Annotated in this window: 29 protein-coding genes; 27 read left to right on the top strand and 2 right to left on the bottom strand. The window is 38.3% G+C overall.

Annotated features, from left to right (window positions below; genetic code table 11):
* Positions 1-8 precede the first annotated feature (8 nt).
* The 14 genes from pstB (RWU19_RS07935) to RWU19_RS07870 all read left to right on the top strand — a co-directional run bounded on the left by pstB (RWU19_RS07935) (position 9) and on the right by RWU19_RS07870 (position 11,943).
* A complete protein-coding gene (gene pstB / locus RWU19_RS07935; protein WP_002292758.1) occupies positions 9-815 on the top strand; it encodes a phosphate ABC transporter ATP-binding protein PstB in 807 nt (268 codons plus the stop codon).
* Positions 816-830: 15 nt separating this feature from the next.
* Complete coding sequence (gene pstB / locus RWU19_RS07930) at positions 831-1,589, top strand: phosphate ABC transporter ATP-binding protein PstB (RefSeq protein ID WP_002292757.1); 759 nt, start codon at positions 831-833, stop codon at positions 1,587-1,589.
* A gap of 12 nt (positions 1,590-1,601) precedes the next feature.
* The gene (gene phoU / locus RWU19_RS07925) at positions 1,602-2,279 is read left to right on the top strand and encodes a phosphate signaling complex protein PhoU (RefSeq protein ID WP_002289490.1); all 678 of its coding nucleotides are present in this window, start codon (positions 1,602-1,604) and stop codon (positions 2,277-2,279) included.
* A gap of 215 nt (positions 2,280-2,494) precedes the next feature.
* Entirely contained in the window at positions 2,495-3,535 is a 1,041-nt protein-coding gene (locus RWU19_RS07920; RefSeq protein ID WP_410053479.1) for a YibE/F family protein, read from the top strand.
* On the top strand, positions 3,532-4,299 hold the full coding sequence (locus tag RWU19_RS07915; RefSeq protein WP_002292754.1) for a YibE/F family protein: 768 nt from the start codon (positions 3,532-3,534) through the stop codon (positions 4,297-4,299). The genes RWU19_RS07920 and RWU19_RS07915 overlap by 4 nt, the downstream gene beginning before the upstream one ends.
* A gap of 99 nt (positions 4,300-4,398) precedes the next feature.
* Positions 4,399-5,967, top strand: coding sequence for a daptomycin-sensing surface protein LiaX (gene liaX, locus RWU19_RS07910; protein ID WP_123837895.1), 1,569 nt, complete (start codon positions 4,399-4,401; stop codon positions 5,965-5,967).
* Positions 5,968-6,142: 175 nt separating this feature from the next.
* Positions 6,143-6,451 carry a PspC domain-containing protein gene (locus RWU19_RS07905; RefSeq protein WP_002292752.1) on the top strand — a complete coding sequence of 103 codons (309 nt, stop codon included), beginning with the start codon at positions 6,143-6,145 and terminating at the stop codon, positions 6,449-6,451.
* On the top strand, positions 6,451-6,801 hold the full coding sequence (locus RWU19_RS07900; RefSeq protein ID WP_002303620.1) for a phage holin family protein: 351 nt from the start codon (positions 6,451-6,453) through the stop codon (positions 6,799-6,801). Before RWU19_RS07905 ends, RWU19_RS07900 begins: the two co-directional genes overlap by 1 nt.
* 165 nt (positions 6,802-6,966) lie before the next feature.
* Complete coding sequence (hprK, locus tag RWU19_RS07895; protein WP_002289568.1) at positions 6,967-7,905, top strand: HPr(Ser) kinase/phosphatase; 939 nt, start codon at positions 6,967-6,969, stop codon at positions 7,903-7,905.
* Between the two features lie 14 nt (positions 7,906-7,919).
* A complete protein-coding gene (lgt, locus tag RWU19_RS07890; RefSeq protein WP_002308605.1) occupies positions 7,920-8,750 on the top strand; it encodes a prolipoprotein diacylglyceryl transferase in 831 nt (276 codons plus the stop codon).
* 43 nt (positions 8,751-8,793) lie between these two features.
* Positions 8,794-9,819 carry an NAD(P)H-dependent glycerol-3-phosphate dehydrogenase gene (locus RWU19_RS07885; RefSeq protein ID WP_002340896.1) on the top strand — a complete coding sequence of 342 codons (1,026 nt, stop codon included), beginning with the start codon at positions 8,794-8,796 and terminating at the stop codon, positions 9,817-9,819.
* A 14-nt stretch (positions 9,820-9,833) separates the two neighbouring features.
* Positions 9,834-10,772 carry a UTP--glucose-1-phosphate uridylyltransferase GalU gene (galU, locus tag RWU19_RS07880; protein ID WP_002308607.1) on the top strand — a complete coding sequence of 313 codons (939 nt, stop codon included), beginning with the start codon at positions 9,834-9,836 and terminating at the stop codon, positions 10,770-10,772.
* A gap of 125 nt (positions 10,773-10,897) precedes the next feature.
* The gene (locus RWU19_RS07875; protein WP_002335987.1) at positions 10,898-11,338 is read left to right on the top strand and encodes a DUF948 domain-containing protein; all 441 of its coding nucleotides are present in this window, start codon (positions 10,898-10,900) and stop codon (positions 11,336-11,338) included.
* A 2-nt stretch (positions 11,339-11,340) separates the two neighbouring features.
* Positions 11,341-11,943 (top strand): YtxH domain-containing protein, encoded by a 603-nt coding sequence (locus tag RWU19_RS07870; protein ID WP_104764304.1) that lies wholly within the window; start codon positions 11,341-11,343, stop codon positions 11,941-11,943.
* A gap of 60 nt (positions 11,944-12,003) precedes the next feature.
* Here the strand turns inward: RWU19_RS07870 and RWU19_RS07865 are convergent, their stop codons facing one another.
* Positions 12,004-13,107 carry an aminopeptidase P family protein gene (locus tag RWU19_RS07865; RefSeq protein WP_123853062.1) on the bottom strand — a complete coding sequence of 368 codons (1,104 nt, stop codon included), beginning with the start codon at positions 13,105-13,107 and terminating at the stop codon, positions 12,004-12,006.
* 209 nt (positions 13,108-13,316) lie between these two features.
* Between RWU19_RS07865 and ccpA the strand changes: the two genes are divergently transcribed.
* The 13 genes from ccpA (at position 13,317) to RWU19_RS07800 (ending at position 19,674) form a co-directional block, all read left to right on the top strand.
* Positions 13,317-14,318: a catabolite control protein A gene (gene ccpA, locus RWU19_RS07860; RefSeq protein ID WP_123837893.1), complete on the top strand. Its 1,002-nt coding sequence runs from the start codon at positions 13,317-13,319 to the stop codon at positions 14,316-14,318.
* Between the two features lie 353 nt (positions 14,319-14,671).
* Entirely contained in the window at positions 14,672-15,067 is a 396-nt protein-coding gene (locus RWU19_RS07855) for a hypothetical protein (protein WP_123837892.1), read from the top strand.
* Positions 15,064-15,321, top strand: a complete 258-nt coding sequence (locus RWU19_RS07850; protein ID WP_123837891.1) for a hypothetical protein — start codon at positions 15,064-15,066, stop codon at positions 15,319-15,321. The genes RWU19_RS07855 and RWU19_RS07850 overlap by 4 nt, the downstream gene beginning before the upstream one ends.
* A gap of 42 nt (positions 15,322-15,363) precedes the next feature.
* Positions 15,364-15,759 carry a hypothetical protein gene (locus tag RWU19_RS07845; RefSeq protein ID WP_316032190.1) on the top strand — a complete coding sequence of 132 codons (396 nt, stop codon included), beginning with the start codon at positions 15,364-15,366 and terminating at the stop codon, positions 15,757-15,759.
* A complete protein-coding gene (locus RWU19_RS07840) occupies positions 15,759-16,010 on the top strand; it encodes a hypothetical protein (protein ID WP_002348958.1) in 252 nt (83 codons plus the stop codon). The genes RWU19_RS07845 and RWU19_RS07840 overlap by 1 nt, the downstream gene beginning before the upstream one ends.
* A gap of 42 nt (positions 16,011-16,052) precedes the next feature.
* Positions 16,053-16,448 carry a hypothetical protein gene (locus RWU19_RS07835; RefSeq protein ID WP_123837889.1) on the top strand — a complete coding sequence of 132 codons (396 nt, stop codon included), beginning with the start codon at positions 16,053-16,055 and terminating at the stop codon, positions 16,446-16,448.
* The gene (locus RWU19_RS07830; protein ID WP_002348958.1) at positions 16,448-16,699 is read left to right on the top strand and encodes a hypothetical protein; all 252 of its coding nucleotides are present in this window, start codon (positions 16,448-16,450) and stop codon (positions 16,697-16,699) included. The genes RWU19_RS07835 and RWU19_RS07830 overlap by 1 nt, the downstream gene beginning before the upstream one ends.
* A gap of 42 nt (positions 16,700-16,741) precedes the next feature.
* On the top strand, positions 16,742-17,137 hold the full coding sequence (locus tag RWU19_RS07825) for a hypothetical protein (protein ID WP_123837888.1): 396 nt from the start codon (positions 16,742-16,744) through the stop codon (positions 17,135-17,137).
* Positions 17,134-17,388 (top strand): hypothetical protein, encoded by a 255-nt coding sequence (locus RWU19_RS07820; RefSeq protein WP_123837887.1) that lies wholly within the window; start codon positions 17,134-17,136, stop codon positions 17,386-17,388. The genes RWU19_RS07825 and RWU19_RS07820 overlap by 4 nt, the downstream gene beginning before the upstream one ends.
* Before the next feature lie 43 nt (positions 17,389-17,431).
* Positions 17,432-17,827: a hypothetical protein gene (locus RWU19_RS07815; RefSeq protein ID WP_123837886.1), complete on the top strand. Its 396-nt coding sequence runs from the start codon at positions 17,432-17,434 to the stop codon at positions 17,825-17,827.
* A complete protein-coding gene (locus RWU19_RS07810; RefSeq protein ID WP_002342821.1) occupies positions 17,824-19,080 on the top strand; it encodes a hypothetical protein in 1,257 nt (418 codons plus the stop codon). The genes RWU19_RS07815 and RWU19_RS07810 overlap by 4 nt, the downstream gene beginning before the upstream one ends.
* A gap of 11 nt (positions 19,081-19,091) precedes the next feature.
* Positions 19,092-19,415, top strand: coding sequence for a hypothetical protein (locus tag RWU19_RS07805; protein WP_002305582.1), 324 nt, complete (start codon positions 19,092-19,094; stop codon positions 19,413-19,415).
* Positions 19,408-19,674, top strand: a complete 267-nt coding sequence (locus RWU19_RS07800) for a hypothetical protein (protein WP_002305583.1) — start codon at positions 19,408-19,410, stop codon at positions 19,672-19,674. The genes RWU19_RS07805 and RWU19_RS07800 overlap by 8 nt, the downstream gene beginning before the upstream one ends.
* A gap of 162 nt (positions 19,675-19,836) precedes the next feature.
* Here the strand turns inward: RWU19_RS07800 and RWU19_RS07795 are convergent, their stop codons facing one another.
* Positions 19,837-22,182, bottom strand: coding sequence for a transglycosylase domain-containing protein (locus tag RWU19_RS07795; protein ID WP_002336551.1), 2,346 nt, complete (start codon positions 22,180-22,182; stop codon positions 19,837-19,839).
* Positions 22,183-22,194 lie beyond the last annotated feature (12 nt).

The raw sequence follows: 22,194 nt of genomic DNA, 5'->3' as shown, positions 1-22,194 counted from the left end.
GAAGTAAGATGAAAAAATATAATTGGAATGAAACAAATGTCATTACCATGCCAAAAGAGAAGGAAGTAGCATTATATACGAATGATCTGCATGTTTGGTATGGCGACAATGAAGCAATCAAGGGAGTGGATCTAGAGTTCGAAAAAAATAAGATCACTGCATTGATTGGCCCCTCTGGCTGCGGAAAATCCACGTATCTTCGTTCTTTGAATCGTATGAATGATGGGATCGCTAATACGAAAATCACTGGAAAGATCATGTATAAAGACGTGGATATCAATGCGCCTCAAGTGGATGTTTATGAAATGCGCAAACGGATCGGCATGGTGTTCCAACGCCCCAACCCTTTTAGCAAATCGATTTATGACAATATAACTTTTGCTTTGAAACAACATGGTGAAAAAAACAAGAAGAAATTAGATGAAATCGTTGAAACAAGCTTGAAACAAGCAGCTTTGTGGGATCAAGTAAAAGATAGCTTGGATAAAAGTGCCTTGGCTTTATCTGGCGGACAACAGCAACGTTTGTGTATCGCTCGTGCAATCGCGATGAAACCCGATATCTTGCTGTTAGACGAGCCGGCAAGTGCCTTGGATCCTATTTCGACAGGAACGGTTGAAGAAACACTTGTAAACTTGAAAGAAGACTACACGATCATCATCGTGACGCATAATATGCAACAAGCAGCTCGTATCAGCGACTACACTGCCTTTTTCTATCTAGGAAAAGTAATGGAATATGACAAAACAAACAAGATATTTACCAGACCAAAAATTCAGGCAACCGAAGATTATGTGTCCGGTCATTTTGGTTAAGACGGAGGCCTCAACATGACAAAAGAAATTATCTCATCCAAAGATCTTCATCTGTATTATGGAAAGAAAGAAGCACTAAAGGGAATCGATCTAAGTTTCAATCAAGGTGAAATCACAGCGATGATCGGTCCTTCTGGTTGCGGGAAATCTACCTATCTACGTTCGTTGAATCGAATGAACGATCTGATTCCAAATGTAACGATCACCGGAAGTGTTTTATATAAAGACAAAGACATCTATGGTCCGAAAACAGATGTTGTTGAACTAAGAAAAGAAATCGGCATGGTGTTCCAGCAGCCAAATCCATTTCCTTTTTCTATTTATGAAAATGTCATCTATGGATTGAAGTTAAAAGGAGAAAAAGATAAAAAAGTCCTTGATCAAGTAGTGGAAGAAAGTCTGAAGGCAGCGTCTGTTTGGGAGGATGTGAAGGATAAACTGCATAAAAGTGCCTTGTCTTTATCCGGTGGGCAGCAGCAGCGTGTATGTATCGCACGTGTTTTGGCAGTGAATCCCGAAATCATCTTATTGGATGAACCAACTAGTGCACTTGACCCTGTTTCTACTGGGAAAATCGAAAGTATGCTGTTAGAATTAAGAGAGCGGTATACGATGATCATCGTGACCCATAATATGTCTCAAGCTTCACGTATTTCAGATAAGACGGCATTCTTTTTAGATGGTCACTTGATCGAATACAACGATACGAAGAAGATATTCATGAATCCAGAAAAACAAGAGACAGAAGATTATATTTCAGGTCGATTTGGATAAGGAGGAAACGGAATGCTACGTACACAATTTGAAGAAGAATTGCTGAATCTCCATAATCAGTTCTACGAAATGGGGATGATGGTGAGCAGCGCTGTGCACAAGTCAGTTCGTGCATACATCAAACACGATAAAATCTTAGCTCAAGAAGTTATCGAAAACGATATAAATATCAATAATATGGAAACGCGTTTGGAGAAAAAAAGTTTTGAAATGATTGCATTACAACAGCCAGTTACAACTGACTTGCGTATGATTATCACGGTCATGAAAGCTAGCTCTGATTTAGAACGTATGGCCGATCATGCGGTGTCCGTTGCTAAATCTACAATCCGCGTAAAAGGACAGACGAGAATACCGGAAATCGAAAAAGAGATCTCCGATATGTCCGATTACGTGAAAAAAATGGTGGACAACGTCCTAGTTGCATATGTCAAAACAGACGAAAAAGACGCGCGTACGATCGCCAATATGGATCAAAGAGTCAATGACTATTTCAATCGAATCTATAATGCAACCATCAAAAACATGCAAGAAAATCCTGAAACAGTCATCAGTGGTACAGACTATTTGAATGTTGCCAGCTATCTAGAACGAATCGGAGACTATGTGACAAACATCTGTGAATGGATCGTCTACTTGGCTACAGGGAAAATCACTGAGTTAAATACGAACCACAATGAGATTTTCTAAACTGAAGTTGTGATTCTGCTAGGAAAAGAGGTTGTGAAAAAGCTGTCCTGCATCAAGTAATAAGAACAGCCAAACAAAAATAGCTCCTCCTATTTTTCGTTTGGTTGGACTTATTACCGCAGATGCAAGCTTTTGAACACTGTTTATTCGGGAAAAGGGTTTGTGACAAAACATGTCACAAACCCTTTTCATTATTCCAATAGAAAGGATAAAGAATGCAAAAAAAGATTAGCATCATCATCACTCTATTTTTTATTTGTATACTTGCTTCATGGTTTATTCAGCGTCAAGCTGCTCTATATGACGTACCTGTTATCGAGATCGAAAGAGTGAGAATAGAAGAGGATCAGCAATTGATTACAGGAAGATTGATGAACACGGACCAAAAAGGAGAAGTGATTTCTTTATCGGCTCCTTATCAAAAAAATCAAATCGAAACAGCAAATATAACAACAAGACAAATCTATCTTGTCCAAATGCATGGAGATGAATGGCAACTAGTAGCAAAAAAAAATGATGGCTGGCTTTTTTTCTTTACAAGTATCTTCATTGGCACCATGTTGCTTATTGGTGGAAAACAGGGTGTATTTGCTTTAGGAAGTCTCATCGTCAACATCGTTTTACTTTTACTTTTACTTTTGTTGCTCCTCTTTGCCAAAACAGAAGGCATTTCTCTCTTAAATATAGCAATCTTATTTGTCGTTATAGGGATAATCGTTAGTATATTGGCATTAGACGGATGGAATAGAAGCAGTATAATCAAAATTTCGGCTGCAGTTACAAGTGTTTTTTTAGCATTTTTTATTTGTCTTTTGACAATGAATCATTGGAAAGATCAAGGACTGCGCTATGAAGAACTGAATTATCTGACACGACCGTATCGTTCTGTTTTTCTTTCCAGCGTGCTGATCGGGACAGCTGGAGGGACACTCGATACCGTGATCACAGTCATTGCGACATTAGAAGAATTGACCAAGCAACAACCGAAAATATCAGCGAAACAGTTATGGCTTTCAGGAAGGCAAGTGGGCCGAGATGTGATTGGTTCGATGGCTAATATCATTTTATTCGTCTATATCAGCGGAGCGATTCCATCGCTTCTGTTATATTTAGGAAATCAATGGTCTTTCAAAGAAACGGTAGAACAACATTTATCATTAGAATTTTTACGCGTCATTGCTGGCAGCTTAGGAATAGTATTATCAATCCCCATTGCGGTCCTCTTTTTTCTCGCTGTAAGGAGGTTAAAAAAATGAATGTACTTATTATACTTGTTGGGATTTTTGCAATTAGTGTGCTATTTGTCGGTGGTACGCAAGGTATGTATATTCTTTTAGGATTATTCATTAATTTAGGAATCTTTTTCCTATTATTATTCGGCTATCATCAGAAGTGGCCGATATTGGTATTGTCGATTATAGGATTCCTATTGATCGCTGTGGTTATCTTATTTTTTATCAACGGTTATAATCTGAAAATGCGAGCCGCTTTTGCCAGTATACTGATCTTTTTGTTTTGTTTCCTACTATTGATTCCTATCACTGATTTTTTAGCGATCCAAGGGTTTACTTCGATAGAACTAGAAGAACTATCTGGCTTAGATAAGACGTTAGCAATTGATTTTAGACTACTTGCGAGGTCGTTGCTTCTGATCAGTCTTAGCGGTGCTGTTTTAGATGCGAGTGTAGCGATTTCTAGTGGAACATTCGAAGTATATCAGGCAAATCCGCATTTGTCTTTTAACCAATTGCGCCATGCTAGTTTTGCCATTGCTAAAAAAATATTGGCGTCAACAGTGATGACTCTTCTTTTTGCGTTTATGGGGAGTTCTTTAGCGTTGATTCTTTGGTTTATTGATTTAGATATTCCTTTTCAGCAAATAATCAATGAAAAATCATTTGTCTTGGAATATACGATGGCTATCCTTACCACATTGGCCGCACTACTTGTCCTGCCCTTAACTTGCGTGACTACAGCATATCTCTTTACAAAAAAGAAAGAACATCTCAAGATGGAGTAAAAGTTACAACTTAAGTCCTATGACATTTTTACTGAATCAGTGCATAATATGGATGTAAGGAAAAGCTTGCAAACAATTTTGCTTAAGGAGGCAATTTCCATGAAAGAAAGAGAACGTATTTTAGACTTAGTGAAAAAAGGAATCCTTTCGACTGAAGAAGGCTTAGATTTATTAGAAAGCATGGCAACTGAAAAAGACGAAAAACAAATCAAAAAAGAAGCAGACAAGGTAACTGCTAGTCATAAAGAAAAAGATCAGGCAAGTCAATTGATCGATGAACTTGAAAACGGTGAAGAAAGAATTTCTGAGTCAGTTGATCCAAAAGAAAAAGAAAGACAAGATCAAGAAAACTTAGAAAAGATCTTAGATGAACTAGCAACTGAAGCGAATAAAACTTCGGCGCGTCTAGACGAAGTAAATGCTCAATTTGCTGACAATAAGGCAGCACGTAATGAGAAACAGGAAGCATTGATGCAGCTGAATACAAAAGAAGAATTAGGCGAATTGACAGAAGAAGAATTAGCACAGCGTCAAACGTTAGAAGCAGAAATCAAAGAGTTAGAAGCAACCGGCGATACACTATTAGAAGAACAATTGAAGCTGGAAGCAGAATTAAAAGATATCCGCAAGAACCAATGGTCTGAGAAAAAAGAAACGTTTACGGATAAGTTTGAATTGCCAGATGATTGGAAAGATCAAGCGACAGATACGCTGAATCAAGTAGGCGAAAAAATGTCAGAAGCTGGATCACAATTAGGCAAATTCTTGAAGAAAACATTCCAAACTGTTTCAGAAACAGTCAATGACAACATGGAATGGAAAGATGTCAGCTTACGTGTCCCTGGAATTGCGACAACGAAATTTGAACACGAATTTTACTATGAAGCTCCTGCAGCAAGTATCCTTGATATCAAGGCAGCAAACGGAAACGTGACGTTAAAAACGTGGGACAGTGATGATGTGAAAGTGGAAGCTAAGATCAAACTTTACGGAAAAATGGGTGCTGAACCATTTGAAGCATTCTCTGAACGGAGCCAGATCGAGGTCAATGAAGATCATATCTCCTTCCAAATTCCAAATAAGCGTGTGCGTGCAGACCTTGTTTTCTACTTGCCTAAACGAGTATACGACCATGCAGCTATCAAACTTCTAAATGGCAACATCATGATTGAGACATTGGAAGCTAAAGATATTTATACAAAATCTACGAATGGGAACATCATCGTGAACCAATTAACTGCAACGATGTTGGAAGTAGAAGGTGTAAACGGCAATATCGATATTCGAAACGGGAACATCTTAGATTCTATTATCGAAACAGTAAACGGTACAGTGACATTTGGTGCCACACCAGAAAACCTTTCTGTGTCTTTAGTAAATGGTGATGTACGTCTTACGATTAAAGAAGATAATTTGAAAAAAGTAGAAGCAAGTTCAGTGAACGGGAATGTCAAAGTTGCTTTACCAGATAGCATCGGTTTGGAAGGACACGCTAAAACAAGTCTTGGAAGCATCAACAGCCGTCTGTCCAATTACGAAGTAGTTCGTGAGAAAAAAGAACGGACAAACCAAATGTTGCAATTCCGTCGTGTTTCAGATGATGAAATCGCGCAAGTGCAACTTTCAACGACAACAGGAAGTATCTATTTAAAAGATACAGATAAATAAAGAGGTTGTGAAAGAGATGTTCAGCCTTGAGCAATAAGAAGCGATTTTGTAAAATAGCTTCCCCTATTTTACAAAATTGTGCCTTATTGCCGATAGGCTATCTCTTGAACACCGATTAAGAAGAAGGTTGTCACAACGATTTTCTTCATTTAAAATAGTAGAACAGAGGTGAGACATGATGAAAAAAAAGTTGACAAAATCCAATAAAAATGTTGTTTTGACAGGTACTTTAGCAGGGATTGGGGAATATATCGGGATTGATCCCACTGTTATCCGTGTGCTTTATGTATTCCTAAGCTTAGTTGCTTTTGGAAGTCCAATCATTTTATACATTTTATTAGCTTTGATTATCCCATCTGCGCGTTCTGCACGAACAAACTATGGACATAACAATGCATATTATGAAAAAAACAATTATCGTGAACAAACAAAAAAACGCAAAGAAGCGGAAAAAATCGATGATGACGAATGGAGTGACTTTTAATGTCGTACTTTCAGCGTATTTTGGTTAATACGTTAACATTCATATCGTTGGCTGTTCTTTTTCCTGCGATGGTCCATGTGAGCAGTATTTGGACAGCCGTCCTTGCCAGCTTCGTATTATCTGTGTTGAACATGTTTGTCAAACCGATTTTGACGATCCTGTCCCTGCCCTTTACATTAGTCACATTGGGATTGTTTACGTTTGTTATCAATGCAGCGATTCTTAAAATGACTTCCTTTTTTGTAGGAGCAGAACATTTTAGTTTTTCTTCATTTGGTGCAGCGTTATTCGTAGCTATCTTGATGTCACTTGTTAATGTAATCGTTAGTGAACATAACAGCAGAAAATAAAAAAAGCTGTGCCGAGATCTCGGCGCAGCTTTTTTGTTTAGAATCAAGAATGCGTTTTCTATTACATTGGTAATTAAATAAAAACGTTTTTTTTAATTGGTAGTACTTTTGGCTAGACAATGATAAAATGATAGAGAACACTCTAATAGAAATGAGGTAGCATGAATGTCAGAAGTTGTAAAAGTTAGCCAATTAGTAAAAAAATTATCTTTGGAAATCGTCACAGGCGACGAGAAAAGTTTAGACCGCGTCATCGTGACTGGGGACATCTCACGCCCAGGACTAGAGTTGACCGGTTATTTTAATTATTATTCCCATAATCGTTTACAGCTATTTGGCAGTAAAGAAATCAGTTTTGCGGAACGGATGATCCCAGAAGAGCGTTTGATCATTATGAGAAGATTATGTAGTGAAGATATGCCCGCATTTATTATTTCAAGAGGATTGCCGGCTCCGGAAGAAATGATCCAAGCAGCCAATGAAAATGGGATAGCTGTGCTGCGTTCGCCCATCTCAACATCCCGGCTGCTAGGTGAATTATCTAGTTATTTAGATGGGCGCTTAGCCCCTCGAACAAGTGTCCACGGTGTCTTAGTCGATGTCTACGGATTAGGTGTACTAATTCAAGGGGACAGTGGGATAGGGAAAAGTGAAACGGCGTTGGAACTGATTAAGCGCGGACATCGATTGATCGCAGACGATCGAGTAGATGTCTATCAGCAAGATGAACTGACGGTAATCGGAGAACCTCCTAAAATCCTGGAACATCTGATTGAGATTCGAGGGATCGGGATCATAGATGTAATGAATCTTTTCGGTGCGAGTGCGGTACGAGGCTCTATGCAAGTCCAGTTAGCTGTTTATCTAGAAGCATGGGCGAAAGATAAGAAATACGACCGTTTGGGTTCTGAAGACACGACCGTTGAAATCGCGGAAGTGGGCATTCCACAAATAAAAATCCCTGTCAAAACAGGACGAAACGTTGCAATCATCATTGAAGTAGCCGCGATGAATTTCCGCGCGCGTACAATGGGCTTTGACGCAACGAAAACATTTGAAGAAAGATTAAGTCGCTTGATTGAAGAAAACTCAGGCAATGACTAGCAAGGAGTGACAATATGTTAGCACAAATCAATCGAGTTGCTTTTGAGCTTGTAGGAATTCCTATCTACTGGTATGCATTGATTATCGTATCAGGAATCATTATTGCCATGTGGCTCAGCAGCAGAGAAGCTGTTCGGGTAGGATTAAAAGCAGATGACGTGACAGATTTTATGTTGTGGGGATTGCCGATTTCCATTATTGGTGCCCGCTTGTATTATGTTTTATTCGATCTTCCCCAATATATAGCTGATCCAATCCAAATATTCAATATCCGTTCAGGAGGATTAGCGATTTACGGGGGATTGATTGCAGGTGCAATCACACTGTACTTTTTTACCAAATATCATTTTATTTCTTTGTGGACCTTTTTAGATATCGCTGCACCAAGTGTATTACTGGCGCAGGCAATCGGACGATGGGGAAATTTCATGAACCACGAAGCGTATGGTCCAGACACGACACGAAGTTTCTTAGAAAGTCTGCATTTACCGCAATTCATCATTGATAACATGTATATCGAAGGGATCTATCGACAACCAACCTTTCTTTATGAATCACTTTGGAGTTTGATTGGATTTATTCTGCTTTTGGTTTTGCGGAAGAAACCGCATCTTTTGAAAAAAGGAGAAGTTCTTTTATGTTATCTAATGTGGTATAGTTTCGGACGTTTCTTTATCGAAGGATTACGCACAGACAGCCTTTACTTTTTAGGTGTGATCCGCATTTCTCAATTATTGTCTGCTGTTTTATTTGTCGGCACATTGATTCTGTTTATTTGGCGTAGAAAAAAAGGAAATTTACCGGATTATGACCGCTCATTAGGAAAAAATCAACAAATTATTTGATTTTTAGAGCGTTAAAAATGAAAAAAATTTCAGGAGTGGTAAAATGAATTATAGAGTAGCGGTTTTAGGACCAGGCTCTTGGGGGACTGCTTTAGCACAAGTCCTCGCTGAAAACGGACATGACGTTCGGATTTGGGGACATCGTGCTTCACAAGTAGAAGAAATCAACACCCAACACACCAATCAACGTTATTTACCAGATCATCATCTACCCGATTCCATCCGAGCATTCACCGATATGGAAGATGCAGTAAAAGATGCAGATGCGGTACTATTCGTTATCCCGACGAAAGCGATACGTTCTGTTGCAAAAGAACTAGTTGCCAAATTGAATACGAAGCCAGTGATCATCCACGCAAGTAAGGGATTAGAACAGGGAACGCATAAAAGAATCTCTGAAATCTTGTTAGAGGAAATCCCGACAGAAAAAAGAAAAGCTGTTGCTGTTCTTTCTGGGCCAAGCCATGCGGAAGAAGTAGCAAAGCATGACATTACGACGATCACAGCGGCAAGCACAGATGCGAAAGCAGCAAAATATGTACAAGAGCTGTTCATGAACCATTATTTTCGAATCTATACCAACCCTGATGTGATTGGTGTAGAGATGGGGGCAGCTTTGAAAAATATTATTGCCATTGGAGCTGGTGCTATTCACGGCTTAGGGTTTGGCGATAATGCAAAAGCGGCAATCATGACGCGCGGATTAGCTGAGATCAGCCGTTTAGGTGTAGCAATGGGTGCCAACCCGCTGACCTTTATTGGCTTAAGCGGAGTAGGCGATCTAGTCGTTACTTGCACAAGTGTTCATTCCAGAAACTGGCGCGCAGGCAACTTGTTAGGACAAGGACAGCCTCTAGAAGAGGTGCTAGCCAATATGGGAATGGTCGTTGAAGGTGTGAATACTACTCAAGCAGCGATGGAACTAGCCCAAATGATGGAAATCGAAATGCCCATCACTCAAACAATCTATGAAGTGCTGTATGAACAAAAAGAAATCAAAACAGCCGCAAAAGAAATCATGTTACGTGATGGGAAAAAAGAAAATGAATTCTCATTAACAATTTTTTGAAGGAGCGAATGTATATGAAAGTAAAAAAAGCAGTTATTCCAGCAGCAGGATTAGGAACAAGATTTTTACCAGCAACAAAGGCGATGGCAAAGGAAATGTTGCCAATCGTGGACAAACCAACGATCCAATTCATCGTTGAAGAAGCGTTGAAATCAGGAATCGAAGACATCTTGATCGTTACAGGAAAAGCTAAACGACCAATCGAAGATCACTTTGATTCAAATATCGAATTAGAAACAAACCTAAGTGAAAAAGGAAAAACCGAATTATTGAAGTTAGTAGAAGAAACGACAGATGTCAACTTGCATTTCATCCGTCAATCTCATCCAAAGGGGTTAGGACACGCCGTTCTTCAAGCAAGAGCCTTTATTGGAAATGAACCGTTTGTCGTTATGCTAGGCGATGATATCATGGAAGACGAAGTACCGTTGACACAGCAATTGATCGATGACTATGAACGTACACACGCTTCTACGATTGCCGTTATGCAAGTTCCTCACGATGAAACTTCAAAATACGGAATTATCAACCCAGGGGAAGTACTGGAAGATGGGTTATACAATGTCAAAAACTTTGTTGAAAAACCAGATCCAAGCAAAGCACCAAGTGATTTAGCTATTATTGGGCGTTACTTATTGACTCCAGAAATCTTTGATGTATTATCAGAACAACAACCAGGTGCTGGAAATGAGATCCAACTAACTGACGCAATCGATACGTTGAATAAAACACAACGCGTATTTGCCCGTAAATTCACAGGTAAACGTTATGACGTTGGTGACAAATTTGGTTTTATGAAAACAAGTATTGAATATGGTCTGACACATCCAGAAGTAGGGGCACCTTTGCGTGAATACATCATGTCTTTAGGTAAAACATTAGAAGCAGAAGGAAGCAAGATCAATCATAATCCAAAAGGAATAACAGAAATCAAAGAAGAAAAGAAAAAATAATCATTTTTTTCTAACGAGCTTCAGCTGCTAATTGAATAAAAAGTAGTTGAAGCTCGTTTTTATTTGTTTAAAAAACACGAAAATGCTATCCTTATAGAAAAGAGAGACAAGAAGGGAGTTTGATCATGTCAGGAGGAGAAATTGCAGGATTGATCGCAGCAATCGCCTTTGCGATACTTGTCGTTTTCATCGTTCGCGTATTGTTGCAAGTTTCCAAAACTTTAGAAAAAGTAGACCAGACTGTCGCAGAAGCAAATACGACAATTGAGATCGTCACAAAAGACGTAGATCTTTTATCTAGACAAGTAGAAGGCTTGCTGGTCAAAAGTAATGAGCTGCTCTTGGATATCAATGGAAAAGTCGCAACGATCGATCCATTGTTCACAGCAGTTGCTGATTTAAGTGAAAGTGTATCGGAACTTAATCATTCTAGTAAAAACATCGTGACGAAAGTCGGCGGAATCGGAAAAACGACAGCTAAAGCGACTGTTGCCGGAAAAGTCGGTGGAACAGCGATGAAATTTTTTAAAAACAAAAAACATACTGAAACGACAGGAGGAAAATAAGAATGGCTAAAAAAGGTGGATTTTTATTAGGTGCAGTAGTTGGAGGTACAGCCGCAGCAATCGCCGCATTATTGTTAGCACCCAAATCTGGTAAAGAACTTCGGGATGAATTGGCTGCTCAAGCAGATGATTTGATGGACATGGCTTCAGATTACACAGATATGGCAAAAGAAAAATCAGCTGAGTTAACAGGCATTGCAAAAGAAAAAGCGCAAGATCTTTCTCAACAAGCAGGGGATCTAGCAGGTAATGTTAAGCAAAAGGTAAGTGAATCAGCAGAGGAAGCAGGAAGTGAATCAGATGATATCTTGTTAAACCTCAAAGAACAATCAGCTGATTTATCTAATCGTTTCAAAAAAACAGCAGAAGATCTGAAAAAACCAGCAGACGAATTAGGTAGTATTGCTAAAGATACTTCAGAAGATATCATGATCGATGTAAAAGATGCTGCAGGTAAAGCAGGAGAGACGGTCAATGAAGGAATGTCAGAAGCAAAACCAGTTGCAGATGACACAAAAGAAATGTTGAAAATGGCAAAAGAAGATGCAAAAGAAGCTAAAAAAGAAATGAAAGATACAATGACAGATTCGACTACCAATCACTAAGATTACTCATTTCTAGAATAAAAAGGTGAGAGCGGACCAGCTCTCACCTTTTTATTTTCATTACTCTAAAACAAGTAATTCTTTTGGTGTAGTCGTGAATGGCACACAACCATCACTTGTCACATACACACAATCTTCGATACGTACCCCTACTTTTTCAGGAATATAGATTCCTGGTTCAAGAGAGAAGCACATCCCTTCTTCGATCACTAAGTCGTTTCCTTCTACAAGAGAAGGAAATTCGTGGACGGTTGTCCCAATTCCGTGACCTAAACGGTGATTGAAATATTCGCCGTAGCCATAGCTGTTGATCACGTTTCGTGCAATTTGATCAAGTTCACCTGCTGTCACACCTGGGCGAACTGCCTCTTGTGCGGCAAGCTGTGCTTCAAGAGTGATGTTGTAGATTTTTTCTTGGAATTCTGTTGGTTTTTGATAAGCAACTGTACGAGTAGCATCACTGCAATAGCCATTCCAAACAACGCCAAGATCGAATAACACTAGTTCATTTGGTGAAACCTTCGTGCTTCCTGGTGTACCATGAGGGCTTGCAGCATTTGCTCCTGCAAGGACTAATGTGTCGAAAGACATTTGTGAAACACCTTGTTTTTTTAATTGGTATTCGATTTCTGCGATAATTGCTTGTTCAGTCACGCCTTCTTTTACTGTTTTGAAGCCAATTTCAAAGGCAACATCGGCCCATTTACCAGCTTCAATCAGTTTGTCTTTTTCTTCTACCGTCTTGATCAGTTGCAGACGCTGGATAATAGAAGTTAGATCAGTGTAAGAATCTGTACCTGTCAAGATATCAGAGATAGCATCGAAGCGATCGACAGTCAGAGCATTCTTTTCAATCCCTACATTATCAGGTTGCCCATAGCGTGCGCGAAGCTCTTTTCCGATGATCTCCCAAGGGTTTTCGCTGTCTAAGTAGCCACGTACATCGTACGCCCAGCTGCTGTTTTGAGCATCTTCAACTTCCAGAGCAGGAGTGAAAAGGAAAGGATCTTGTTCAAGAGGGATAAAAAGAGCTAGTACACGCTCGTGAGGATCACTTTCATATCCGGAAAAGTAAGCGATGTGGCCAGGGTCGCTGATATAAGCCAATTCTACTTGGTGTTGTGCCATCCATTGACGTAGTTCATTGATTTTTACGTTATTCATTTGGCAACCTACTTTCTAAATTAATTTTGTATTCAATAATTGTACCACTGATTGATTAAAAGACCAACGTTCTTAAAACTGAAAAAAGTAAAAATTTTCATGAAAACAGAGATAAAACGGTTGCAATTGTTGAGATTATTTGATATCCTATTTTAGAAATGTAAGACGTATTTTCAGAAAACATATAAAATATGAATAGGAGAACACAAATGGAAAAGCAAACAATCACTATCTATGATGTAGCGAGAGAGGCAAATGTTTCGATGGCTACTGTTTCACGTGTCGTAAATGGCAATCCAAACGTCAAACCAGCAACAAGAAAAAAAGTCTTGGAAGTTATCGATCGCTTGGATTATCGTCCAAATGCAGTCGCACGTGGCTTGGCAAGTAAGAAAACAACAACAGTTGGGGTAATCATTCCTGATGTCAGCAATATGTTCTTTGCCTCTTTAGCACGTGGTATCGACGATGTAGCAACAATGTACAAATACAATATCATCTTAGCAAACTCAGATGGCAACGATCAAAAAGAAGTCAATGTATTGAATAATTTATTGGCTAAGCAAGTGGACGGTGTGATCTTTATGGGTCACCATATCACAGACGAAATCCGTGGAGAATTTTCACGTTCAAAAACGCCTGTTGTACTAGCTGGTTCCATTGATCCAGATGAACAAGTAGGTAGCGTAAACATTGATTATGTATCAGCAACAAAAGATGCAGTAAATAAATTAGCAGAAAGCGGCAATAAAAAAATCGCTTTTGTCAGCGGTGCGCTGATTGATCCTATCAATGGTCAAAACCGTCTAAAAGGCTATAAAGAAGCATTAAGCGAAAACAATCTACCATATAGCGAAGGATTGATCTTTGAGGCACAATACAACTTTAAAGATGGTCTGTCTCTAGTTGACCGGATCCATAATAGCGGTGCAACAGCTGTCTATGTTTCAGACGATGAATTAGCCATTGGTATCTTGGATGGTTTATTAGACCGCGGCGTAAAAGTACCAGAAGAATTCGAAATCATCACAAGCAACAATTCTTTACTGACAGAAGTAGCTCGTCCTCGTTTGACAAGTATCACACAACCATTATACGATTTAGGAGCGGTATCCATGCGCCTATTGACGAAAATGATGAATAAAGAAGAAGTCGAAGAAAAAACGATTATCTTGCCTTATGGAATCGAAGAAAAAGGATCAACTAAATAATAAAAGATCAATCATTTAAAGGTTGTTCCAAAAGTGGTCAACTTCTGAAACAACCTTTATACGAGAAAAGGGGTTATGACAAAATTTTGTCATAACCCCTTTTTTTTGTGTCTTTAAAAAAAGAGAAAATGGCGGAAACAAACCTTACGTCCATCGTATACGACACAATCTGTGCGTAGATGCTACATTTTGTTCACTACTATCAAAATTACTTTAAAATGAAAACGTGATAAAAAAGAAAGTAGAAAAGTAGATAAGTAACTCTAAAAAATTCAAAAAAATCCAAGCCCGATTGCGTACTTATCTTAAAGGAGAAACAATCCATCATACATAACCCGAAAGGAGACTTCTATTTGCCTAAGAAAAGACGAAAGACCATAGTTATCATTTTGACCATTCTTACTATAGGAATCGGAGGAAAATTTTACATGGACAAAAGAGAAGCACAAAGGCAGAAAGATTTACTCGCAGTAGAAAAACAATCCGTCAAAGTTCTGAAAAATACCTTTGCGGATATCAGGGAAGTGAAGATTAACGAAGCAGGAAAAAATGAAAAAACTGGTTCTTACGGAATGCATATAACGCTAATAACTATTAATAACGAAACAGTATCTTTCTCGTATACGTTTTGGAAAGAGCAAAACAAAATCGGGAGTTATAGTATAGAAAATAGAAATATACAAAAAAAGGGAATCACTAAAGAAAAAGTAAAAGTTACTTATACAAATAAAGAGGAGGAACTAGTTTGACTATAACTGAAGAATTCTATCGGGAGTTAAGTGACAAGGTTTATTGGCTAGATCCTAAACATTCAAAATATGAGCCTGATTTAAAAATTAATAGTGAGTGGGATTTTGCGGGTGTTGAATTTAAAATCCTAAAAATTAAAAACTCCTTCGACGGCATGCAGGCGATGGCTGCAGCGCCAATCGTCCATAGCAAATTGGAGAATAAAAATTTCAAAAATAAAAAAATTCCTGCAAACTTTCGCGTACTTAAATAATGAAGGTGTCAATACTTACATAAAAAGAAAGGAGGCACGTTCTTGTCTCGGAAAATAAGAAAACTCAGCTTAGCCATTTTATTAATCGTCATATTAGGAATCGGAGGGAAAGTCTATATGGACAAAAGAGAAGCGCAAAAACAGCAAGATTTACTCGCAGTAGAAAAACAATCCGTCAAAGTTCTGAAAAATACTTTTGCGGATATCAAGGAAGTGAAGATTGAAAAATCTGCTCGAAATGAAATGACGGGAGCATATCGTATGTTTGTTCTAATGATAAATAATCACGATCAATCGATTTATTTTTCTTATAGTTTTTGGAAAGAAAGAAATGAGATAGGAAGTTACGGAATAGTTGATGAAAAAAAGCAAAAAGAAGGAAATACGCTCAATAAAGTTAAAGTAACTTACTCTAATGGAAATGAGGAAAGTATTTAATGATTACTGACAAACAATATAGTGAATTAAGTGATGCTGTTTACTGGCTAGATCCTAAACATAGAGACTATGTACCTGAAATGCAAGAAAATTTAAGTTTTAAAATTAACGGCACTATGTATAAAATCCTAAAAATCAAAAACTCCTTCGACGGCATGCAGGCGATGGCTGTAGCGCCAATCGTCCATAGCAAATTGGAGAAAAATTTCAAAAATAAAAAAATTCCTGCAAACTTTCGCGTACTTAAATAATGAAGGTGTCAATACTTACATAAAAAGAAAGGAGGCACGTTCTTGTCACGGAAAATAAGAAAACTCAGCTTAGCCATTTTATTAATCGTCATATTAGGAATCGGAGGGAAAGTCTATATGGACAAAAGAGAAGCGCAAAAACAGCAAGATTTACTCGCAGTAGAAAAACAATCCGTCAAAGTTCTGAAAAATACCTTTGCGGATATCAAGGAAGTGAAGATTGAAAAATCTGCTCGAAATGAAATGACGGGTTCATACCGGATAGTTATTCTAATGACTAATAAACAAGATCAATCGATTTATTTTTCTTATAGTTTTTGGAAAGAAAGAAATGAGATAGGAAGTTACGGAATAGTTGATGAAAAAAAGCAAAAAGAAGGAAATACGCTCAATAAAGTTAAAGTAACTTACTCTAATGGAAATGAGGAAAGTATTTAATGATTACTGACAAACAATATAGTGAATTAAGTGATGCTGTTTACTGGCTAGATCCTAAACATAGAGACTATGTACCTGAAATGCAAGAAAATTTAAGTTTTAAAATTAACGGCACTATGTATAAAATCCTAAAAATCAAAAACTCCTTCGACGGCATGCAGGCGATGGCTGTAGCGCCAATCGTCCATAGCAAATTGGAGAAAAATTTCAAAAATAAAAAAATTCCTGCAAACTTTCGCGTACTTAAATAATGAAGGTGTCAATACTTACATAAAAAGAAAGGAGGCACGTTCTTGTCTCGGAAAATAAGAAAACTCAGCTTTGCCGTTTTGTTAAGCGTCATATTAGGAATCGGAGGAAAATTTTACATGGACAAAAGAGAAGCGCAAAGACAGCAAGATTTACTCGCAGTAGAAAAACAATCCGTCAAAGTTCTGAAAAATACCTTTGCGGATATCAAAGAAGTGAAAATCGAACAATTTGAGAAAAACGACATGACAGGAATCTATGAAGCATTGATAACGATGACCAATACAGAAGGAAAATCCGTTTATTTTGATTATAGCTTTACAAAAGAAAGCAATGAGATAGATGGCTATGGTGTTGAAAATGAAGAAGTACAAAAAGAAGGGATTACGGTTGATGAGATTATAGTTATCTATACAGATGGGAGTGAGGAAAAAGTATGACAATTACTGATAAGCAGTATAAAGGAATAAGTAATAAAGTATATTGGCTAGATCCAAAACATCCTCAATATAGTAAAAGTTACAAAGAAGGCGCCATTAAAAACTTTGGAGAAACAAAATTCCAAATTCTAAAAATCAAAGACTCATTGGACGGCATGCAGGCGATGGCTGCAGTGCCAATCGTCCATAGCAAATTGGAGAAAAATTTCAAAAATAAAAAAATTCCTGCAAACTTTCGCGTACTTAAATAATGAAGGTATCAATACCGTACATAAAAAGAAAGGAGGCACGTTCTTGCCCCGGAAAATAAGAAAACTCAGCTTAGCCATTTTATTCATCATCATATTAGGAATCGGAGGGAAAGTCTATATGGACAAAAGAGAAGCGCAAAGACAGCAAGATTTACTCGCAGTAGAAAAACAGTCAGTCAAAGTTCTGAAAAATACCTTTGCGGATATCAAGGAAGTGAAGGTAGAAGAATTTAAAAAAAACCCTGTTACCGGAAGTTATGGGGCACTTGTGACAATGACAAATAATGAAGGGAAATCTGTTTATTTTGATTATAGTTTTTGGAAGGAGAGAAATGAACTTGGTGGTTTTGGCATTGAGAACAGAGCGGTACAAAAGACAGGAGTCACTATAAAAAGAGTAAAAGTAATTTTTTCTAACGGACAGGAGGAGTTAGTATGACAATAAACGATAAGCATTACAATGATATTAGTGAGAAGGTTTATTGGCTAGATCCCAAATATCCCCGCTACAATGAGGGATACAAAAAGAACTCTGTTAAAGAATTTGCTGGTATGGAATTTCAAATCCTACAAATCAAAGACTCATTGGATGGCATGCAGGCGATGGCTGTAGCGCCAATCAAGAATGGTAAAGTGGATATTTCTCAAGTAGTGATTGCTTTTGCAGGAACGAACTTAAGCGATTGGAAAGATTTGGAAACGGATGCAAGAAGTATTATGAATCTCTATGGGAATAGACCAGGAGCAAGTTTTTCTGAAAAAGCAACAACAAACAAGATTTTATCCGTTAGTGGATTGAAAACAGCGGGGCAAATCAATTCAGCGATTGCATTTGCTAATGAAGTAAAAAAGGAATATGGAGAAGCTGCTATTTCTACTACCGGCCATTCATTAGGTGGATTCTTAGCATTATATGTAGCAGCAGAGAAACAATGGAAAAATGTCGGCTTCAACGGGCCGGACCCGTATGATCTCTTATCACCAGAAGCAAAAAAATGGGTGGAAGAAAATCCCGGTATGCTCACCAATTACCGAAATCACGCCGATTTTATCGGTAATTTTGGTGGTAATGGCACAGGTGCTGAAGTTCGGATCAGTATGGAAACAGCATTCTTGAATCTGCTTGCTTCCCACAGTTTAACCTCTTGGAAGTTTGATGAAAATGGAAAGCTGATTATTCCTGAAAATGAAAACAATGTTAAAGCTCGAAAACAACAGAAAGAAAACCAAGCGACCCAGTTGTTTTCCTATCAGTTGCAAGAACTGAACAACATACGTAAAAAACTACGATTAAGTGGCGGCCGGCTGACAGTTAATGAACAAATTTACTTAGATGACACACAAGCTAGGTTAGTAGTGGAAAAGTTATCGGCAAAAATGAAAAGCGCTATGGAAGAAGTTATCCGCATCAATCAAAGAGGAATTTTTGAGCTAGAGAAAAAATGGCAAGAAGGCTTGCGGCAAGCACGTGTTGTCGCCCCTTCGTTGACTGAACAGGAAATCATAGAAGCATTAGCTAGTGTGGGCGCCACAAAAGAGAACTTAGTCGATTCTGCGAAAGAAGTCTATCTGCTACGAATCAATAAGGCAAGACGTATGGGGGAGGCGTTTGATACATTGGCGAAGGAGATCCAAGACAAAATCAATGAAATCGTGGCACGAGATCGAGAATTAGCACAGCAATTCAATTAAAGGAGAAGTAGATGAAACTAGAAGAATTGGAAAGAGATTATCGAAGTGAACGAAGACAATTAGAAGCTCAAGAAGATGAATTGATCCACTTTAAGAATCAAGGATTACGATTGATGGAGCAAGAGGAGCAGCGACTGCATCATGTATTAAAGAACTTAGCTTTAGATAATGAGCCTCTGTTTCAAGCAAGACGAAGTTATTCGAATTATCAGGAGCATTATCAACAAGCCCTACAAGTAGAACGACGAAAACTCTATCAGCAGCAAGACGAACTAGAACGTTCCTATCGTCAAAAAATCAGACAAATAACTATGGAGAAATCATCTTATGAATGAATTTTTAATGCAATTACTAAAAGAATTAGAGAAAAATCTACATCGATCAAATGTACGTTCAGTTGGTATGGGGATATCTCAGCAAATTTGGGCAGAAAAACGATTGACAGATCAAAATCACCAAATGACTGCAGAAGAAGCTGCTCAAGAATTTTCTAACCGACATGTACACTTGAAAGAATCAGTAAAAGGGCAATTTGCAGAAAAACTAACCGAATTATTCCAAAGACAAGAAAAGAAATTAAAACAGTTTCGTTAGTAAAGTTATATAGAAAAATTTTGTGAAAATGGCTTTTCACATTTTTACATAAATTTGTCTTAATATCGTAGATGCAAGCTTTTGAACACCATTTATTCGGAAAAAGGGAGCTGTGACAAGATTTTTGTCGCAGCTCCCTTTAATTCTGATTAATCTATTAGATCAATCATCTTTATCGTCTGATTCTTTGGTCTCTGGATTCGCTCTAGCATAAGCTGAAGCGGTGTTCCAGTAATCTGTATAGTTTTCATCAGTACCGCCAACGCCGAATTTAAAGGCGCTTTTCTTCGGACCATTTTTTGCCCAAAGTGATTCCACTGTTTTTCCTGGCGTTTGGATGGATTTTTTATTGACAGTAACTTTTCCAGCTGTTTGTCCTGTGAACCCAGATACTTTTTTCTTCATCACATCAGATGATAAGTCAAATTTCTCATCAGTGCCGAAAATCTCAGGGTTTGCTTGGTAAGCTTGATTGATTAGATTGGCAAGATAATTAGCCGAACGTATCCTTGCTTGGCTGTCCATTCCAGTATTGTCATCGTGTCCTGCCCAGCTACTGATAGTGATAGACGGAGTAGAGACGATCAGCCATGAATCTCGGTATTCATTGGTAGAACCAGTTTTTCCAACCCAATCTGCTTTTCCTAGATTTCCGTTTAAGCTTGAGATGACATCTTTGAATGGTGTAGTGATTTTTTCATTGATCACACTGCGCATCATGTCATTCATGATCGATGCCGTTGCTTCGGAATAAATACGGACAGAATTACTTTCATGTTTATAAATCACATTACCTGCATTATCTGTAATGGAATCAATGATATAGCCTTCTTCGTAGACGCCACCATTTGCTAAGGCCTGGAATCCATTTGTCTGTTGAAGCGTCGTTACATCTACTGTCCCTAAAGGAGCCGATTCAACGCCCCAATTATCATTTGCTGGGTAGTTCATCTTCGCCAAGTAGTGCTCGTAAGCATATTGTTTCGATCCACCGGAATTCAATACGTCTTGGTATAAGTGATAAGCTGGGATATTGTTGGACCATTCCAGTGACTCACGGACGGTTTGGAAGGTGTTCGACCCTTCATTGGTCGCATTGACGATTTTCTCGCCAGCATTTTCTCCTTCTTGCCAAGTCGTTGCATAATCTGATACACGGGATTCTGATCCGACAAGTCCCATATCGATTGCAGGACCGTAAACAAGAACCGGTTTGATGGATGAACCAGCTTGACGTTCTGTATCAAAGGCGTGGTTATTTTGATTCTGGCTGTAATTCCGGCCACCCACGAAGCCATAGATACGTCCGGTTCTGTTATCCATCAATACATTTCCAGTCTCCACTTGGCTACCAGCACCATCATCTAACATATAGCCGTAATTTTCTACGCCGGTTTGCAATGCAGCATAGATATCTTTATCGATCGTCGAATGGATCGTATATCCTTTGTTTTGGATCGTTTGCTGTGCTTTTTGATAATAAGCTTCACTGACCGATGAATCTGACATATCAGCATTATCTTTTTCTGCCAATTGTTGTGCAATAATCCTTGTTGCTTCGTTCATCACGGTATAATACAAGAATTCTCTGTCAGTCTGTTCCGCGATTTGTTGTGGGAGAAAGTCTTTTGTAAGATCATAGGCTTTCGCTTCTTCGTATTGTTCTTTCGTAATTTGTCCTTCACGGTACATACTGAATAAAACAAAATCTTTTCTGGCAAGACCGGCAGAAAGATCTTCTTTTAGCGCGCCTGTATTCGTGTAGGGACTATACGTGATAGGGCTTTGAGGCAAACCAGCGATATAAGCAGCTTGTGGCAAAGTCACATCTTTTGCATCTACACCAAAGATTCCTCTAGCAGCTTCCTGGACTCCAGCAATATTTTGCCCCTTATTATTCCGACCAAATGGCGAGACATTCAAATACGTAGCAATGATCTCATCTTTTGAAAAGTGTTTTTCTACTTGTGCAGAAAGAACGATCTCGTTTGCTTTACGTTTGAATGTTGTTTCATCGGTTAGGATCTGCTGTTTGACTAATTGCTGTGTCAAAGTTGATCCTCCAGACGAGCCGATGCCAGTAGCTTCTGAAACTAATGCTCGTAAAACAGCTTTAGGGACATAACCTTGGTGTTTATCGAAGTATTCATCTTCTGTACTGATAATCGCGGTTTTCAATAAAGGCGAAATCTTATCAGATGAAATAGTCGTCCGCATCAGATCTGTCTGGATTTTTGATATCTCTGTATTATCTGCATAAACAATCTTTGACGTTTCCGTAATGTTTCCTAGTTCTGTCTGCAGTTCTTTTTTAGTCGGCAATTGTGTGTCTTCGACAAGATAGGCAAAGTAGCCAGCACCTATTCCGATACCTAGAGCTGCGAACAACAAAAGAAGAACAGTAATAAAAACAGTCAATGATTGAAACACTCTAAAAATAATCTTAGGAACAAACCATTTTTCTTTTTTTCTTCTATTCTGTTTTTTTCGAGTATTTTTGCGTGGCAAAAGGGTCACCTC

Source organism: Enterococcus sp. 2STP (assembly GCF_032465635.1).
Classification (GTDB): Bacteria; Bacillota; Bacilli; order Lactobacillales; family Enterococcaceae; genus Enterococcus_B; species Enterococcus_B lactis.
Note: the sequence above shows the minus strand (reverse complement) of the source record. Positions and strands in the feature narration are given on the sequence as shown.

Bases quoted from the DNA above. Each gene is read 5' to 3' on its own strand.
- RWU19_RS07905 (WP_002292752.1), top strand. From the start codon at position 6,143: ATGATGAAAAAAAAGTTGACAAAATCCAATAAAAATGTTGTTTTGACA.
- RWU19_RS07820 (WP_123837887.1), top strand. From the start codon at position 17,134: ATGACAATTACTGATAAGCAGTATAAAGGAATAAGTAATAAAGTATAT.
- RWU19_RS07885 (WP_002340896.1), top strand. From the start codon at position 8,794: ATGAATTATAGAGTAGCGGTTTTAGGACCAGGCTCTTGGGGGACTGCT.
- RWU19_RS07830 (WP_002348958.1), top strand. From the start codon at position 16,448: ATGATTACTGACAAACAATATAGTGAATTAAGTGATGCTGTTTACTGG.
- phoU (WP_002289490.1), top strand. From the start codon at position 1,602: ATGCTACGTACACAATTTGAAGAAGAATTGCTGAATCTCCATAATCAG.
- RWU19_RS07915 (WP_002292754.1), top strand. From the start codon at position 3,532: ATGAATGTACTTATTATACTTGTTGGGATTTTTGCAATTAGTGTGCTA.
- RWU19_RS07920 (WP_410053479.1), top strand. From the start codon at position 2,495: ATGCAAAAAAAGATTAGCATCATCATCACTCTATTTTTTATTTGTATA.
- lgt (WP_002308605.1), top strand. From the start codon at position 7,920: ATGTTAGCACAAATCAATCGAGTTGCTTTTGAGCTTGTAGGAATTCCT.
- RWU19_RS07870 (WP_104764304.1), top strand. From the start codon at position 11,341: ATGGCTAAAAAAGGTGGATTTTTATTAGGTGCAGTAGTTGGAGGTACA.
- RWU19_RS07875 (WP_002335987.1), top strand. From the start codon at position 10,898: ATGTCAGGAGGAGAAATTGCAGGATTGATCGCAGCAATCGCCTTTGCG.
- RWU19_RS07800 (WP_002305583.1), top strand. From the start codon at position 19,408: ATGAATGAATTTTTAATGCAATTACTAAAAGAATTAGAGAAAAATCTA.
- pstB (WP_002292757.1), top strand. From the start codon at position 831: ATGACAAAAGAAATTATCTCATCCAAAGATCTTCATCTGTATTATGGA.
- RWU19_RS07810 (WP_002342821.1), top strand. From the start codon at position 17,824: ATGACAATAAACGATAAGCATTACAATGATATTAGTGAGAAGGTTTAT.
- galU (WP_002308607.1), top strand. From the start codon at position 9,834: ATGAAAGTAAAAAAAGCAGTTATTCCAGCAGCAGGATTAGGAACAAGA.
- ccpA (WP_123837893.1), top strand. From the start codon at position 13,317: ATGGAAAAGCAAACAATCACTATCTATGATGTAGCGAGAGAGGCAAAT.
- RWU19_RS07865 (WP_123853062.1), bottom strand. From the start codon at position 13,107: ATGAATAACGTAAAAATCAATGAACTACGTCAATGGATGGCACAACAC.
- liaX (WP_123837895.1), top strand. From the start codon at position 4,399: ATGAAAGAAAGAGAACGTATTTTAGACTTAGTGAAAAAAGGAATCCTT.
- RWU19_RS07805 (WP_002305582.1), top strand. From the start codon at position 19,092: ATGAAACTAGAAGAATTGGAAAGAGATTATCGAAGTGAACGAAGACAA.
- hprK (WP_002289568.1), top strand. From the start codon at position 6,967: ATGTCAGAAGTTGTAAAAGTTAGCCAATTAGTAAAAAAATTATCTTTG.
- RWU19_RS07900 (WP_002303620.1), top strand. From the start codon at position 6,451: ATGTCGTACTTTCAGCGTATTTTGGTTAATACGTTAACATTCATATCG.
- RWU19_RS07840 (WP_002348958.1), top strand. From the start codon at position 15,759: ATGATTACTGACAAACAATATAGTGAATTAAGTGATGCTGTTTACTGG.
- pstB (WP_002292758.1), top strand. From the start codon at position 9: ATGAAAAAATATAATTGGAATGAAACAAATGTCATTACCATGCCAAAA.